We start from the raw sequence: 15,106 nt of genomic DNA on the forward strand, positions 1-15,106 counted from the left end.
TCATCCAGGCGCGCCAAAAACTGGCTGACCAAGCCGTTCGACAGGTGTTCCAGCAGACCGCCACACTCTGGCATCAGCAGTGTCAGCACCCCACCTGGGCCGGCTTGCAGCTGCTGGCCGTGGACGGGGTGGTCTGGCGCACGCCCGATACTCCGGACAATGCCGGCGCCTTTGCCAAGTCGAAAACCGTCCAGGGGGAGACGCAATATCCCCAGGTCCGCATGTTGTGTCAGATGGAGCTGACCAGTCATCTGCTGACCCAGACAGTGATGGACTCCTGTGCGGTAAACGAGATGGTGTTGGCAGAGCAACTGATTGAAAAAACACCCGATAATAGCCTGACCCTGTTCGATAAGGGCTTCTACTCACTGGGGTTACTCCATGCCTGGCAACGCCAGGGCGTAGCGCGTCACTGGCTTATTCCGCTGAAAAAGGGGGCTCAATACGAGGTCATCCGCAAGCTGGGGCGGCAGGATGTGCTGGTACGCCTCAGTGCCAGTCCGCAGGCCAAGAAGAAGTGGAGCGAGTTGCCGGAGCAGTTCGAAGCCCGGCTGCTGACCCGGACGGTAAACGGCAAGGAGCGGCAGGTGCTGACCTCGCTCACCGACCCGCTGCGCTTCCCGGCCAGCGAGTTGATGGAGCTATACCAGAATCGCTGGGAAATCGAGCTGGGCTATCGGGAGATGAAACATAGCCTGCAACAGCACCGGCTGACGCTGCGCAGCAAGAAACCCGATGGAGTAAGGCAGGAGCTATGGGGCTTGGTATTGGCCTATAACCTACTGAGATATCAGATGGTTAGGATGGCGGCGAGCTTAAAGGGCTATACGGCCAGCCAGTTGAGCTTTCACATGGCATCGGTGTATCTGCTGCATGAACTCAGTTGCCTGCCGTTTGTGTCACCGGGCATGGTTCCAGGGCGTGTCGCTGAGTTGGACAAACAGGCAGAGCAGTTCAAGTTACCCGCCCGCCGAGAACGAAGTTACCCAAGGTGCATCAAAGCCAAACCACAGAAGTATGCGACGAGAAAACCTAGTAAAAACAATGCCAGTCAGGCTTAACTGACTGGCATTAGGCCCATGTGGCCACCCTTTTTTCTTCTCGCTCTCTTGTCACCACACCAGAGCCGGGTGTATCAGACGGTTCAACAGCGTGCCGGAGGGCGTCCACTCAAAGCTCTGGTTGGCGCCGCCATAGCATTCGGCGAGGCGCAGGGGGACGGCCGGCTTGTGACGGCGACCCGCCACATCCAGGCACAACGACACCTGCCGATTGAACAGCCGATCCCCCTGCCACTGCCATTGATGGCTCTCCTCCCGGCACGCCTCCATCCCCAGACCATCTTCCCCTCTGGCGACCAGGCAATCCCCGGCCAGTTGCAGGGCGCCGACATCCCAGCTGAATGACTGGTTCGGTTGCTGATCGCAGGGCTGGGTCAGCAGACGGCCCTGCTCGCTCAGGGTCACGCAGAAGCCACCACTGGTTACCAAGGTGGCCTCGAGTTCCGCCTTTGGCTTGGGGGCGGCGCCCATCAGAAGAGCTTCCGGTTTCGGCTGCAGGGCGCAACCACCCAGCAGCAGTGCGGCCATGGCCAGCACGGAGAGTTGAAAAGAAGTGACATGGTGATGCATAGGCCTTGTATCTGGTCCGTGCCCGAGCGTCCCCTGTCTCGCGGCTCCGGGCCCCAGCATAGCGAACTCGTGGCGAACAGGCGCCTGAAGAAGTGTAAAAAGACGTGACAGGAAAAAGCGGAAGAGAAACGCCAAAAAGCAAAAACCCCGCCTGAGCGGGGTTTTCAAATGTGGTCGGTGATAAAGGATTCGAACCTTTGACCCTCTGGTCCCAAACCAGATGCGCTACCGGGCTGCGCTAATCACCGAGGGGGTATTCCAAAAACACAAAGATGACCATCTGGTCATCCTCGTCATACAGCAAGTATGGTGCGAAGAGAGGGACTCGAACCCTCACACCCGGGGGGCACTAACACCTGAAGCTAGCGCGTCTACCAATTCCGCCACCTTCGCGTACCTGACAAGCTGTAAAATGGGGTGGCTGATGGGGCTCGAACCCACGACAACCGGAATCACAATCCGGGACTCTACCAACTGAGCTACAGCCACCACAGCTGTTTTCGTTCTTCAACACGCCCGTTTAACCGGCGCACTTTTGATGGTGCGCCCGACAGGATTCGAACCTGTGACCTCTGCCTCCGGAGGGCAGCGCTCTATCCAGCTGAGCTACGGGCGCTACGCTGTCGAACGGGGCGCATTATTGATGATGATGCCGACCTTGTCTACTCTTTTTTTGACACAAAGAATCAAGTGCCTGTTTTTCAATCACTTCCGCCCCTTTTCAACTATTTTTGTTTTGTTCAGGCTGGATCCAGCAATTCCCCACTACTTTTTGAATCCCTCACCCCATAGGGTCAGAGATGATGGGCAATGCTTGACTTGCCTTTGCGCCCACCTAGAATGAATGAACGTTCATTCAGTCGTTGACCTCTGATAACCATGGATAAGAAAGAACGCATTTTCGAAGCAGCTCACGAGATCCTCGGCGAGCAGGGCTTCTACGGCCTTTCCATTGCCGTGGTCGCCAAGAAAGCCAAGGTGGCGGCAGGCACCATCTATCGCTATTTCAGCGACAAGGATGACCTGATCCGCCAGCTCTATCAGCACACTACCCTCAAGTGTCATCCCCTGGTCATGGAAGGTGTGCAGATAGAAGAGGTGTCCTATAAGCAGTATCGACGCCTCTGGCTCAACATCGATGCCATCTTCACCAGCTACCCCAATGCACTCAAGTGCAAATTGCAGTACGAAAGTTCTCCATTGGGGGCTGAATTGGAGCGGGATCCGGTCATAATGGCGACGTGGGCGCCACTTGAGCGCTTCTTTGAGCAAGGACGCCAACAGGGACTCTTCATCGATCTCCCCATTCTGGTGTTGCAAGCATTGAGTCTGGATTGCGTGGCCAACCTGGCACAGCAGCGCCGGGTTCACGATTTCGAATTGACGCAGGAACAGCTGGAGACGGTCATCCGGGCCAGCTGGAATGCCATTTTAAACCCTAATGTTTCCATCACAGGAGCCTGTTCATGAAAAAGTGGATGGCCATCATGTTGCTGATAGCACTCGCCCTGTTTGGCAGTGTCATCGGCTTCAATATGTTCAAGCAGAAGAAGATTGCAGAGTTCATGGCCAATCGGCCCGAGCCCGAGTTCCCGGTCACCGCCATGGTCACCAAGGCGCAGGACTGGGTCCCCACCATTGAAGCCATCGGCTTCATCGAGCCGAACCAGGGGGTCACCCTCTCCAGCGAGCTGTCAGGCACCATCGACAGCATCCGGTTCGAATCCGGGGCACATGTCAAAGCGGATCAACTGCTGCTGAGCCTGGACTCCAGTGTGGAAAAAGCCAATCTGAACTCTTCCCAGGCCAGACTGCCGGCAGCCAGGGCCAAGTTCGAGCGCTACAAGAACCTCTATCAGAAGAACTCCATCTCCCGGGACCAGCTGGATGATGCCGAGGCAAGCTACCGCTCCCTCGAGGCGGACATCGACAGTCTGAAGGCCACCATCGCCCGTCGTGAGGTGCGAGCCCCCTTCAGCGGTGCCGTGGGCCTGCGCAACGTCTTCCTCGGCCAGTATCTGGAACCGGGTACCCAGATTGTGCGCCTGGAAGACACCAGCGTGATGCGCCTGCGCTTCACCGTGCCCCAGACCGACATCTCCAAAATCACCCTGGGACAGACCATCAAGATCAACGTGGATGCCTATCCCCAGACCCAGTTTGACGGCCAAATCACAGCCATCGAGCCCGCGGTCAACTATCAGAGCGGCCTGATCCAGGTGCAGGCAGACATTCCGAACAACGACGGCCAGCTCCGTTCCGGCATGTTCGCCCGCGCCAGCATCATACTGCCCACGGTGAAAGACCAGATAGTGATCCCGCAGTCCGCCATCTCCTTCACCCTCTATGGCGAGAACGTCTATGTCATTCACGAGGCTGACGGCGTGAAACGTGCCAAGCAGGTGGTGGTCAAGGCAGGTGAGCGTCGCGGCAACGATGTCCATGTGCTGTCCGGCATCAAGGCTGGCGATCAAATCGTGCTGTCGGGTCAGGTTCGCCTGAGCAACGATACCAAGGTGCACGTGGTCGAGAACGATGCCCTTGCCGTTCCGGCACAAACCCCGATGCTGTAAGCGCGGAGAGCTGCGATGCGATTTACTGACATATTCATAAAACGGCCTGTGCTGGCGATCTCGCTCAGCTTCCTGATAGCCCTGCTGGGCTTCCAGGCCATCTTCAAGATGCAGGTGCGTGAATACCCCGAGGTGATCAACACCGTCATCACGGTCAACACCAGCTACTATGGCGCCAGTGCGGACCTGATCCAGGGCTTCATCACCCAGCCCCTGGAGCAGGCGGTCGCCCAGGCCGACAACATCGACTTCATGACCTCCTCGAGCCAGCTGGGCAGTTCCACGGTGACGGCGTACATGAAGCTCAACACCGATCCGAACGCCGCGCTGTCCGACATCCTGGCCAAGGTCAACTCGGTGCGTTCCCAGTTGCCCAAAGAGGCGGAAGACCCTTCGGTCACCTCCTCCACCGGCTCCACCACGGCGGTGCTCTACATGGGCTTCACCAGCCCGGAGCTCAACTCCAGCCAGATCACCGACTACCTGGAGCGGGTCATCAAGCCCCAGCTGTTTACCGTGGGCGGGGTCTCCAAGGTGGATCTGTATGGCGGGGTCGAATTCGCCCTGCGGGTGTGGCTGGATCCGGCCAAGATGGCCGCCTTTGACCTGACCTCAAGCGACGTGATGACGGTGCTCAACAGCAACAACTATCAGTCCGCGACCGGCCAGGCCACCGGCTATTTCACCCTGTTCAACGGCAACGCCGAGACCCAGGTCGGCAACATCGAAGAGCTCAAGCGCCTGGTGGTCGCCACCCGCGACAGCAAGGTGATCCGTCTCTCCGACATCGCCAAGGTCTCCCTGGAGAAGAGCCACGACATCTATCGCGCCAGCGCCAATGGCCGCGAAGCCGTGGTTCTGGCCATCAACGCAGCCCCGACAGCCAACCCCATCAACATCGCCCACGATGTGCTGGAGCTGCTGCCGAGCCTGAAGCGCAACATGCCGAGCACCATGCAGGTGAACATCCTGTATGACTCCACCATCGCCATCAACGAATCCATCCACGAGGTCATCAAGACCATACTGGAGGCGGCCGCCATCGTACTGGTGGTGATCACCCTGTTCCTCGGTTCGTTCCGGGCGGTCATCATCCCCATCATCACCATTCCCCTGAGCCTCATCGGCGTGGTGATGATGATGGACATGTTCGGCTTCTCCATAAACCTCATGACCCTGCTGGCGATGGTGCTGGCCATCGGTCTGGTGGTGGATGACGCCATCGTGGTGCTGGAGAACGTCGACCGTCACATCAAGGAAGGGGAAGAGCCGTTCCGGGCCGCCATCATAGGTACCCGGGAGATCGCCGTGCCCGTCATCGCCATGACGGTCACCCTGGCGGCGGTGTATGCGCCCATCGCCCTGATGGGGGGCATCACCGGCTCCCTGTTCAAGGAGTTCGCGCTGACCCTGGCAGGAGCCGTGTTCGTCTCGGGCATCATCGCCCTGACCCTGTCGCCCATGATGTGCGCCAAGATGCTCAGGGCCAACGAGGAGCCCGGCAAGTTCGAGCGTACCGTACACGATCTGCTGGACCGGATGACGGCCCGCTACGACGCCATGCTCCATGCCGTGATGCAAAAGCGCATCGTGGTCATCCTGTTTGCCGTCATCGTGTTCGCCAGCCTGCCGCTGCTGTTCAAGTTCATTCCGAGCGAGCTGGCCCCGTCCGAGGACAAAGGCGTCATGGCGGTGCTGGGGACGGCCCCTTCCAACGCCAACCTGGACTACATCGAAAACACCATGGCGGACGTGAACAAAGTCCTGGACGACCAGCCGGAGATCGCTTACTCCCAGGTCTTCTCGGGGGTGTTCAACTCCAATCAGGCGTTCGGTATCGCCTCCATGGTGCCCTGGAGCCAGCGTGAAGCGAGCCAGAAAGAGGTGCTGGATCGGGTCGCCGGTCTGGTGAAGGACATCCCCGGGATGGCCATCACCACCTTCCAGTTCCCGGAACTGCCGGGGGCGTCGAGCGGTCTGCCCATCCAGTTCGTTATCACCACCCCGAACAGCTTCGAGAGCCTGTTCCTGATCGCGGGTGAGATGCTGGCGGCAACCCAGGCCAACGGCCAGTTCGTCTATTCGGATCTCGATCTGAACTACGACTCGGCCACCATGAAGATCAGCATCGACAAGGACAAGGCGGGTGCCTACGGCATCACCATGCAGGACATCGGCATCACCATGGGCACCATGATGGCGGACGGTTACGTCAACCGTATCGACCTGGATGGCCGCTCCTACGAGGTGATCCCGCAGGTGGAGCGCAAGTTCCGTCTCAACCCCGAGTCCATCAAGGGCTACTACGTGCGTGCCGCCGACGGCAAGTCGATCCCGCTGGGCAGCCTGATCAAGATTGAAGTGAAGGGAGAGCCCCGTGCCCTGCCCCACTTCAACCAGCTGAACTCCGCCACCATCGGCGCCGTGCCGGCACCGGGCGTGGCCATGGGGGATGCGATCAACTGGTTCAAGGCGACCGCGGAAGAGAAGCTGCCCCAAGGCTATCGTTACGACTTCATGGGGGAAGCCCGCCAGTTCGTGACCGAAGGGAATGCGCTCTACGCCACCTTCGCCCTGGCCCTGGCCATCATCTTCCTGGTGCTGGCGATCCAGTTCGAATCCGTGCGTGACCCGCTGGTCATCATGGTGTCGGTGCCGCTGGCCATCAGTGGCGCGCTGATCGCCCTGGCGTGGGGTATGGCCACCATGAACATCTACTCCCAGGTCGGTCTCATCACTCTCGTCGGTCTGATTACCAAGCACGGTATTCTGATCTGCGAGGTGGCGAAGGAGGAGCAGCTGCTCCATGGTCTGAACCGGATGCAAGCCGTGATGCAAGCTGCCAAGGTCCGTCTGCGCCCCATCCTGATGACCACGGCGGCGATGATCGCAGGCCTTATCCCGCTGCTCTATGCCTCGGGTGCGGGGGCGGCACAGCGCTTCAGCATCGGCATCGTCATCGTAGCGGGTCTGGCCATCGGCACCCTGTTCACCCTGTTCGTGCTGCCGGTCATCTACACCTTCCTGGCATCCGAACACAAGCCGCTGCCGGAATTCGACGAATCCATCCCGGCAAAAGCCAAGGGCGGTCACTGATCCCAGCCCACACAAAAAAGGCCCCGAAAGGGGCCTTATTTTTATCCATTGGATGACACACGACATAAGTCCATGAAGCAGTTAAACTAAACCGCACTCAATCCAGACCGCAAGGACGCCATGTCAGGAATCTTCTCCCAGGCCGTCGGCCTTAACGGACTCTCTTATCGTCTGCTTTCCTACATTCTGATCTGCAGTACGGTGCTGGCACTGCTCATCACCGTGCTTCAGCTCGCCTGGGACTACAACAAGGATGTGACCGTCATCGAGGCCAGCATCGGCCAGATCGAGGCCTCCTTCCTGCAACCCATCTCGGCCAGTCTCTGGAACCTGGATGAAGAGCAGGTGAAGGTGCAGATCGAGGGCATCATGAACCTGCCCAACATGCAGTTCGTCATGGTCAAGGAGATGCTGGGCAATTCGGAAGTGCCCCTGCTCACCCAGGGGGTGGAGCAGCCCCAATACGACATCTCCCGCGAGTTCACCCTGAGCTATCAGGGGGAAGTGGTCGGCAAGCTGTTCGTCGCCGCCTCCCTGGAGCAGGTCTACCAGCGCCTCATCGAGAAATCCGTGCTGATCCTGGTCAGCCAGACCATCAAGACCCTGGTCGTCTCGTTCTGCATCCTGGTCATCATCTACTATCTGGTGATCCGTCATATCAACCGCATCGTCAGCTATGCCCAGAAACTGAGCCTGGATCGCCTCGCGGTAGAGCTGACCCTGGAAGGTCGCCCCCTGCCCCGCAAGTCCCCTGACGAATTCGATACCCTGGCCGCCACCCTCAACCAGATGCGCACCCGGCTGAACGACGAGTTCACGGCCCGCCATCAGGCCGCCGATCAGCTCCAACAGGAGCGGGACTTCTCCGCCACCCTGATCAACTCCGCCAACATGGTCATCTGCTGCATGGAGCCGGACCTCAACATCGCCAGCATCAACCCGGCGGCCATCCTGCTCACCGGCTATCACCACCAGGAGTTGTTGCAGCACAACTGGCTGGATCTCTTCGTCAGCAAGGAGCAGCGTGACGAGCTGGCCGCCACCCTGGCCGAGCAGGGCGCCCTGGAGGACAGGGAGATCACCATGCACGACCAGCAGGGCAACGAGCTGGTACTGCAGTGGACCTTCGCTCCCTTCTACGAGGGGCCCAACCTCAAGTACCTGATCGGCTTTGGCTATGACATCACCCCCCTCAAAAAGGTGGAGCGGGAGATCACCCTGTTCAACGAGCAGCTGGAAGGCAAGGTGGCTGAACGCACCCGCAGCCTGAGCGATGCCAACGACCAGCTGGGCAAGGCCTATGACGATCTCAAGCAGGCCCAGCAGACCCTGGTGGAGTCGGAGAAAATGGCCTCCCTCGGTTCCCTGGTTGCCGGCGTGGCCCACGAGATCAACACCCCCATCGGCATCAGCGTCACCGCCTCCTCCTACCTGCAGGAGCGGGTGGCCGACTTCAAGCAGCATATCGAGGCCAAGCAGCTCTCCCGCTCCTACCTCAACGAATTCACCCAGAATCTCGACGAGTCGATGCAACTGCTGCAAGGCAACCTGAGACGCGCCTCCGAGCTCATCGCCAGCTTCAAGCAGGTGGCAGTGGATCAGTCCTCCGAGGCCCGCTACAACTTCAGCCTCGCCGACAACCTGCATCAGGTGGTGGTCTCCCTCGGCTACAAGCTCAAGAAGGCCCAGTGCGAGGTGGACATCCAGTGCGATCCCAAGCTGAGCATCTACTCCTTCCCGGGCAGCTTCACCCAGATCTATTCCAACCTGATCCTCAACTCCATCCATCACGGTTTCGATGGCTGGGACAGGCCCAGAAAGATCACCATCCAGGTGGCGCAGCAGGGAGACGAGCTGGTCATCGACTACAGTGACAACGGCCGCGGCATCCCCCCTGAGATACTGCCGCGCATCTTCGATCCCTTCGTCACCTCCAAGCGGGGCCAGGGTGGCAGCGGGCTCGGCACTCACATCATCTACAACCTGGTGGTCCAGCTGCTGCGCGGCCGCATCCACTGCGCCAGCGAACCGGGCCAGGGTGCCCAGTTCCACATTCGTCTGCCCATCCAGCAGAACTGAGCACCGGCTCTTGTGGGCCGGCCGCTTTGTCCCCATCATGCTGTGACTGCATTCTTAACGAGCGGAGAACCTCGCAATGGCACAGCATTTTGACTACATCGCCATCGGTGGCGGCAGCGGCGGCATCGCCTCGGCCAACCGGGCAGCCATGTACGGCAAGAAAGTCGCCCTGATCGAAGCCAAAGAGCTGGGTGGCACCTGCGTCAACGTCGGCTGCGTACCGAAGAAGGCCATGTGGTATGCAGGCCAGATCGCCGATGCACTGAAATATGGCGCCGACTACGGCTTCGACACCACGCTCAACCACTTCAGCTGGGCCAGACTGGTCGAATCCCGTCAGGCCTATATCGGGCGCATTCACCAGTCCTACCAGAACGTGCTGGGCAAGAACCAGATCACTGTCATCAAGGGCTTCGCCCGCTTCGTCGACAGCCATACCGTCGAGGTGAACGGCGAGCACTACAGCGCCGATCACATCCTGATTGCCACCGGCGGCCGCCCCGAGGTCCCGACCATTCCGGGCGCCGAACTGGGTATCGACTCCGACGGTTTCTTCGACCTGCAAAGCCAGCCCAAACGGGTTGCCGTGGTGGGTGCCGGCTATATCGCCGTGGAGATCGCTGGCGTGATGCAGGCACTTGGCTCCGAGACCCATCTGGTGGTGCGCAAACATGCGCCGCTGCGCAACTTCGACCCCATGATCCACGAGACCCTGGTGGAGATCATGGCGCAGGAAGGGCCCAAGCTGCACACCCACGCCATTCCCAAGGCCGTCATCAAGAACGCCGACGACAGCCTGACCCTGCAACTGGAAGATGGTCGCCACCTCACCGTCGACTGCCTGATCTGGGCCATCGGCCGCGTCCCGGCCACCGACAACCTCAATCTGGCTGCCACCGGCATCGAGTTGGACGAGAAGGGCTTTATCCCGACCGACAAGTTCCAGAACACCGCCGTCGCCAACCTCTATGCCGTCGGTGACAACACCGGCCGCATCCAGCTCACCCCGGTGGCTGTCGCGGCAGGCCGCCGCCTCTCGGAGCGGCTGTTCAACAACAAGCCGAACGAGCACCTCAACTACGATCTGGTGCCGACCGTGGTGTTCAGCCACCCGCCCATCGGCACCATAGGACTGACCGAGCCGGAGGCCATCGCCGAATATGGCGAGAGCCAGGTGAAGGTCTACCGCAGCCAGTTCACCGCCATGTACTCGGCCCTGACCCAGCATCGCCAGCCCACCCGGATGAAACTGGTCTGCGTCGGGCCGGAAGAGAAGGTGGTCGGCCTGCACGGCATCGGCTTCGCCATGGACGAAATCCTGCAAGGCTTCGGCGTCGCCATGAAGATGGGCGCCACCAAGGCGGACTTCGACAACTGTGTCGCCATCCATCCGACCAGTGCGGAAGAGTTTGTGACCATGCGATAAGCGGGGTTGAAGCTGGCCTGTCATTATCAGACCAGCTTCTACAACTGTGTTTACACTCTCCATCCGACCAGCGCGGAAGAGTTTGTGACCATGCGATAAGTGGAGTTGAAGCTGACCTCATCACCATCGGGTCAGCTTCCGCCACTTGCTACCAAAACCCGGCCCAGGCCGGTTTTTTTGTGCCTTGCCCGTCCACCAGCTAGCAAAACCCGCCTTCTTTACGCCGATTTTACGCCAGCCAAATCGGGCTTTATGGCGCCTTTACGCCCGTTCTACATACCCTTTCAGCGTCAATGAGACCTATGGGATCGACACGGATATGCATCGATCCCTGACGCTAATTACCTCAACGGAGTCGTTATGAATTGGCTATATCTGCTGCTGGTCCTTGCCCTCGCGGGTTATCTGCTGCGCGCCCTCGCGCGCCCCCATGAGTGAGGAACCGGATATGTGGCAAGAGATCATCTATCCCGTCGCGTTCGTGCTGCTGGTGCTGCTGCCGGCGCCTCTGCTTGGCAACTACCTGTATCGGGTGTTTGAAGGCAAGAGTCGCTGGCTGGCCCCGCTTGAGCGCGCCACCCTGGCCTGCTGCGGCACGGACGGGCGCGAGCAGGACTGGAAGTCCTACGCCCTCAGCCTGCTGGCCTTCAACGGCGCAGGCTTCGGCCTGCTGTTCCTGATCCTGATGGCGCAGGGGCTATTGCCCCTCAACCCGCAGCAGCTGCCCGGGCTGAACTGGCAACTCGCCTTCAACACCGCGGTCAGCTTCATGACCAACACCAACTGGCAGGCCTACTCCGGCGAAGCCAGCCTCTCCTACTTCAGCCAGATGGTGGGGCTCACCACCCAGAACTTCGTCTCCGCCGCCACCGGCGCTGCCGTCGCCATCGCCCTGTTTCGCGGCATCGCCCGCCAGCAGACCACCCACCTCGGCAACTTCTGGCAGGATCTGGTGCGTTTCTGTCTCTACGTGCTGCTGCCGATGGCGCTGATCCTGGCGCTGCTGCTGGTCTGGCAGGGGGTGCCCCAGAGCCTGTCTGCCTACCTGCCGTTCCACGCCCTGGAAGGCCAGGAGCAGCTGCTGCCGCTCGGCCCGGCCGCCTCCCAGATCGCCATCAAGCAGCTCGGCTCCAACGGCGGTGGCTTCTTCGGCATCAACTCGGCCCATCCGTTCGAGAACCCGACCGCCCTCTCCAACTGGCTGGAGATGGTCGCCCTGCTGACGCTGGCCGCCGCCATGGTCTGCACCCTGGGTCGCTACGTGAAGGATCTGGCTCACAGTCGCGCCATCCTCATCGCCATGACCATCATGCTGGTGCTGGGGCTCTGCCTCGCCATCGGTCAGGAGCTGAAACCGGATCCGGCCCTCGCCCACCTCACCAGCGAAGCCGGCAACTGGGAAGGCAAGGAGAGCCGCTTCGGCCCCGTGCTGTCCAGCATCTGGGAAGTGGCCACCACCGCCGCCTCCAACGGCTCGGTCAACGCCATGCACGACAGCTTCGCCCCGCTCGCCGGCATGGTCGCCATCATCAACATGCTGCTGGGTGAAGTGGTGTTCGGCGGCGTCGGTGCCGGCATCTACGGCATGATGCTGTTCGTGCTGCTGACCGTGTTCCTGTGCGGCCTGATGGTGGGGCGCACCCCCACCTATCTGGGCAAGCGGCTCGGTATCACCGAGATGAAGTGGGTGGTCGCCAGCATGCTGGTGATGCCGGTCGGGGTATTGGTGATCGGCGGCATTACCCTGCTGATGCCGGACTCCGCCACCGTCATCGGTCACGACGGCCCCCACGGTCTGTCACGGCTGATCTATGCCTACGCTTCGGCCGCCGGCAACAACGGCTCCGCCTTCGCCGGCTTTGCCGCCGCCGACAGCTGGCAGTGCATCGCCATCGGGCTGGCCATGCTGCTCGGCCGCTTCGGCTACATCATTCCGGTGCTGGCCATCGCCGGCCAGCTGGCCCGCGCCCCACGTCAGGAGCGAAGCGAGGGGGACTTCCCCGTCAGCGGCCCGCTCTTCATCACCCTGCTGATCGTCACCGTGCTGCTGATGGGGGGTCTCTCCTTCCTGCCGGTGCTGGCGCTGGGCCCGGTGGCGGAGCACCTGAGCCTGCTGGGAGGTGCCTTCTGATGCTGCACACTCCACTGATCTGCGTGACCAACTATTCGATGCTGGGAGCTTTCCAATGAGCAAGTCCGCTTCAATGAGCACCGACACCCTCAAGGTGAAGGGCAAGAAACAGAAATCACAGATCCTGCAGGCCATGGTGGAAGCCCTCTATCGCTTCAACCCCAGGGCGCTGTTCGGCAGCCCCATCCTGTTCACCCTCTGGCTGGCGGCCGTGATGGCGACCCTGGAGTCGCTGCTGGGGCAACCGCTCTCCGGCGTCGCTCCTTCGCTGGCCTGGCAGCTGACAGCCTGGCTCTGGCTCACCCTCTGGTTTGCCAACTTCGCCGAGACCCTGGCCGAGGGGCGCGGCAAGGCGCGGGCCGACAGCCTGAAGGCCGGCATGAGTCAGCTCAAGGCACGTCGAGTCACCAGCCCGCAGGATGACAAGGGCGAGTGGGTACCGGCCACCAGCCTGCTCAAGGGCGATCTGGTGCTGGTGCGCAGCGGCGAGATGATCCCGGCCGACGGCGAAGTGGTCGCCGGCATCGCCTCGGTCAACGAGGCGGCCATCACCGGCGAATCCGCCCCCGTCATCCGCGAGTCGGGCACCGACCGCAGCGGCGTGACCGGCAACACCACCGTCGTCTCCGACCAGATCTGGGTGCACATCAGCAACAACCCGGGCGAAAGCACGCTGGACCGCATGATTGCGCTGGTGGAAGGAGCCAAGCGGCAGAAGACCCCCAACGAGATGGCGCTGGATGCCCTGCTGGTGGGGCTGACCCTGATCTTCCTGCTGGTGGTGGCCACCCTGCCCTGGTTCCTCGACTACAACGGCACCCAGGTGCCCCGGCTCTATCTGCTGGCGCTGTTCATCACCCTGATCCCGACCACCATCGGCGGTCTGCTCTCTGCCATCGGCATCGCCGGCATGGACCGGCTGGTGAAGCTCAACGTGATCGCCAAGTCGGGCCGGGCGGTGGAAGCCGCCGGCGACGTGCGCACCCTGCTGCTGGACAAGACCGGCACCATCACTTTCGGCAACCGGATGGCGGACGAGCTGATCCCGGCCCCCGGCGTGGACCCCTCCCTGCTGGCCCAGGCCGCCATGCTGGCCTCGCTCGGTGACAACACGCCGGAGGGCAAATCCATCCTGACCCTGGCGGGCAAGAGTCACACCAGACCGAGCCAGCTGGAGAGCGACATCCTCATCCCCTTCAGCGCCGAGACCCGGTTGAGCGGGCTGGATCGCAACGGTCATCACTATCGCAAGGGGGCGGTGGACGCGGTGCTGCGCTACCTCTCCCTCGATCGCAAGGCGGTGCCCGAGCTCATCCTCAAATCGGTGGACAACATCGCCCGCCAGGGCGGTACCCCGCTGCTGGTCTGCACCCACGAGAAGCTGCTGGGGGTAGTGTTCCTCAAGGACATCATCAAGCCGGGCATCAAGGCACGCTTCCAGATCCTGCGCCACATGGGGATCCGCACCGTGATGATCACCGGTGACAACCCGCTGACCGCCGCCGCCATCGCCGCCGAGGCCGGGGTGGACGACTTCATCGCCGAGGCGACGCCGGAGAAGAAACTGGCCTACATCCGTCAGGAGCAGGCCGATGGCCGCCTGGTCGCCATGTGCGGGGACGGCGCCAACGACGCACCGGCGCTGGCCCAGGCCGACGTGGGCCTGGCCATGAACGAGGGGACCCAGGCCGCCAAGGAGGCGGGCAACCTGGTGGATCTCGACTCCAACCCCACCAAGCTGCTGGACGTGGTGCTGGTGGGCAAGCAGCTGCTGGTGACCCGTGGCGCCCTGACCACCTTCTCCATCGCCAACGACGTGGCCAAGTACTTCGCCATCCTGCCGGCCCTGTTCATCGCCGCCTATCCACAGCTGGGGGCGCTGAACCTGATGCAGCTGGGCAGCCCGGAGAGCGCCATCCTGTCGGCCATCATCTTCAACGCCCTGATCATCGTCGCGCTGGTGCCGCTGGCCCTGCGCGGGGTCAGCCTGAAGGGAACGGCGGCCAGCCTGCTGCGCCGCAACCTGCTGATCTACGGCGTCGGCGGCCTGATAGTGCCTTTCATAGGTATCAAGCTGATCGACCTGGTCATCACCGGCCTGGGGCTGGTGTAACGGCATCACCGGATGCGGGGCAGGCCCGCATCCACCCAACACATTTGGAGCAAACAC

General features: G+C 61.3%; 9 protein-coding genes and 4 tRNA genes. 8 read left to right on the forward strand and 5 right to left on the reverse strand.

The genetic code is table 11. The annotated features are described in order from the left end of the window. Positions 1-1,061 (forward strand): IS4 family transposase (locus AB5Y50_RS10515; protein WP_368162444.1); only part of this gene is annotated, 1,061 nt, incomplete at its 5' end. A gap of 51 nt (positions 1,062-1,112) precedes the next feature. Here the strand turns inward: AB5Y50_RS10515 and AB5Y50_RS10520 are convergent. The 5 genes from AB5Y50_RS10520 to AB5Y50_RS10540 form a co-directional block, all read right to left on the reverse strand. Further along, positions 1,113-1,631: an RICIN domain-containing protein gene (locus tag AB5Y50_RS10520; protein ID WP_102948986.1), complete on the reverse strand. Its 519-nt coding sequence runs from the start codon at positions 1,629-1,631 to the stop codon at positions 1,113-1,115. A gap of 171 nt (positions 1,632-1,802) precedes the next feature. Continuing rightward, positions 1,803-1,879 (reverse strand) — tRNA-Pro (locus AB5Y50_RS10525). Between the two features lie 59 nt (positions 1,880-1,938). Further along, positions 1,939-2,024: transfer RNA gene (locus AB5Y50_RS10530), tRNA-Leu, on the reverse strand. A gap of 20 nt (positions 2,025-2,044) precedes the next feature. After that, a tRNA-His gene (locus AB5Y50_RS10535) sits at positions 2,045-2,120 on the reverse strand. 50 nt (positions 2,121-2,170) lie between these two features. Further along, positions 2,171-2,247: transfer RNA gene (locus tag AB5Y50_RS10540), tRNA-Arg, on the reverse strand. Between the two features lie 263 nt (positions 2,248-2,510). Between AB5Y50_RS10540 and AB5Y50_RS10545 the strand changes: the two genes are divergently transcribed. The 7 genes from AB5Y50_RS10545 (at position 2,511) to kdpB (ending at position 15,049) form a co-directional block, all read left to right on the forward strand. Next, positions 2,511-3,101, forward strand: a complete 591-nt coding sequence (locus AB5Y50_RS10545; protein ID WP_201972529.1) for a TetR/AcrR family transcriptional regulator — start codon at positions 2,511-2,513, stop codon at positions 3,099-3,101. Next, positions 3,098-4,204, forward strand: coding sequence for an efflux RND transporter periplasmic adaptor subunit (locus AB5Y50_RS10550; RefSeq protein WP_039040661.1), 1,107 nt, complete (start codon positions 3,098-3,100; stop codon positions 4,202-4,204). The genes AB5Y50_RS10545 and AB5Y50_RS10550 overlap by 4 nt, the downstream gene beginning before the upstream one ends. A gap of 15 nt (positions 4,205-4,219) precedes the next feature. After that, positions 4,220-7,300 carry a multidrug efflux RND transporter permease subunit gene (locus tag AB5Y50_RS10555; RefSeq protein WP_045522654.1) on the forward strand — a complete coding sequence of 1,027 codons (3,081 nt, stop codon included), beginning with the start codon at positions 4,220-4,222 and terminating at the stop codon, positions 7,298-7,300. A 120-nt stretch (positions 7,301-7,420) separates the two neighbouring features. Further along, positions 7,421-9,379: an ATP-binding protein gene (locus tag AB5Y50_RS10560; RefSeq protein ID WP_290437823.1), complete on the forward strand. Its 1,959-nt coding sequence runs from the start codon at positions 7,421-7,423 to the stop codon at positions 9,377-9,379. 76 nt (positions 9,380-9,455) lie between these two features. After that, on the forward strand, positions 9,456-10,805 hold the full coding sequence (gene gorA / locus AB5Y50_RS10565) for a glutathione-disulfide reductase (protein ID WP_319873401.1): 1,350 nt from the start codon (positions 9,456-9,458) through the stop codon (positions 10,803-10,805). A gap of 448 nt (positions 10,806-11,253) precedes the next feature. Then, entirely contained in the window at positions 11,254-12,936 is a 1,683-nt protein-coding gene (gene kdpA / locus AB5Y50_RS10570) for a potassium-transporting ATPase subunit KdpA (RefSeq protein WP_102948984.1), read from the forward strand. 55 nt (positions 12,937-12,991) lie between these two features. Beyond that, a complete protein-coding gene (gene kdpB / locus AB5Y50_RS10575; protein ID WP_319873400.1) occupies positions 12,992-15,049 on the forward strand; it encodes a potassium-transporting ATPase subunit KdpB in 2,058 nt (685 codons plus the stop codon). Positions 15,050-15,106: the final 57 nt, after the last annotated feature.

This window comes from Aeromonas sp. s6 (assembly GCF_040907815.1).
In the GTDB taxonomy this organism is placed as follows: domain Bacteria; phylum Pseudomonadota; class Gammaproteobacteria; order Enterobacterales; family Aeromonadaceae; genus Aeromonas; species Aeromonas caviae.